This is a genomic window from Photobacterium chitinilyticum (assembly GCF_004104355.1).
In the GTDB taxonomy this organism is placed as follows: Bacteria; Pseudomonadota; Gammaproteobacteria; order Enterobacterales; family Vibrionaceae; genus Photobacterium; species Photobacterium chitinilyticum.
In genome coordinates this window covers 1-1,079 of the sequence record NZ_RJLM01000074.1, presented here as the reverse complement: position 1 = coordinate 1,079, position 1,079 = coordinate 1, and the positions used below count along the sequence as shown (strand labels likewise).

The window sequence follows — 1,079 nt, the reverse complement described above, 5'->3', positions numbered from 1 at the left end:
GCCAGACTTCAAGGCAGCAAATATAACAACAACCTGCTTATCTTCGGACTTACAGGCAGCCTTTCGGCAAACAAATGGCCAGAGAAATCGTGGAAATAAGCGATGAACTATCTACCATTGAAAATCTTGGCTCTAGGTGCATAACGCCTGCAATAAGGTGTGCCCCACTGAACCAACAAAGCGCACTGAACTCCATACCAAAACCGCCGAATGTAACGCATCACCTTGATTGCTTTGTTATGGCAATTTGTTAATGAATAACATACTCTTTAGGACAAACAGCTGTATTACTATAATCTTCTTTAGTGTCTAAAAGTAAAATATCAACATCCTTCATTAACCATTTTGGTTCATGATTGGAAAACTCAACATTAATGGCTATAGGTTTACCATCATTATCCACACCATTCACTGTCAAACAGCCATAATCTTTGTATAAAGATTCCTTATGGCTTATGATCTTCTTCATATTTTCTTTGAATAACAATTGTTCGATTATAAAAGAATTATTAATATCTACGTCAGCCACTAGTGCATCATCAAAGAAGTCACGATATATAAGCTTAATGTTATCTCGCTTGGCATCAACAAGATAACGTTCATAAAAAGAGAAGAGCGAACCTTCGTTATAAATTGATGAGCAACCAGCTAATAGAATCAAAAACATAACCAAGACTTTCATATTATTTACCCATAGCTTTTGCTAACTGCTCTTCTATATAAGCTGGTCGACCTTTTATCCTACGGGCAGCAATACATAACAAACCAGAGCATGACAACAACAGCTCTTCAATATTAAAACTCCCTTTGATAGAAGTACTAATTAAACCAAGATGTAATGTTGCTGTATAAGACGCTGTCCCAGAACCTTCATTTTTAAAACTAACTGCGACTCTTTTTACCTGAAGTCCAAGTTCTTCGATAGCATCTTTATGAAGTGGTCAAGTAAAACTGGCCACGGTTTTATGGGTGAGCCAGAAGCGGCGCTCTGACTCGTTCGGTGTTAGCCCACCATTGTATTGATGTGGCCTGACTTGGCTGTAGTATCCGGTAATGTAATTGATTATCGAGGCCTTGCC

1 protein-coding gene and 1 pseudogene are annotated in these 1,079 nt (G+C 38.2%); both read right to left on the bottom strand.

What is annotated here, in order from left to right:
- Positions 1–250: 250 nt before the first annotated feature.
- The gene (locus tag EDI28_RS25845; RefSeq protein WP_128786688.1) at positions 251–682 is read right to left on the bottom strand and encodes a hypothetical protein; all 432 of its coding nucleotides are present in this window, start codon (positions 680–682) and stop codon (positions 251–253) included.
- 259 nt (positions 683–941) lie between these two features.
- Positions 942–1,079 (bottom strand): annotated as a pseudogene (locus tag EDI28_RS25835) (IS3 family transposase); the annotation flags it as partial.

What these genes read in the sequence shown, in the direction of transcription:
- EDI28_RS25845 (WP_128786688.1), bottom strand. Translation starts at nt 682, where the DNA reads ATGAAAGTCTTGGTTATGTTTTTGATTCTATTAGCTGGTTGCTCATCA.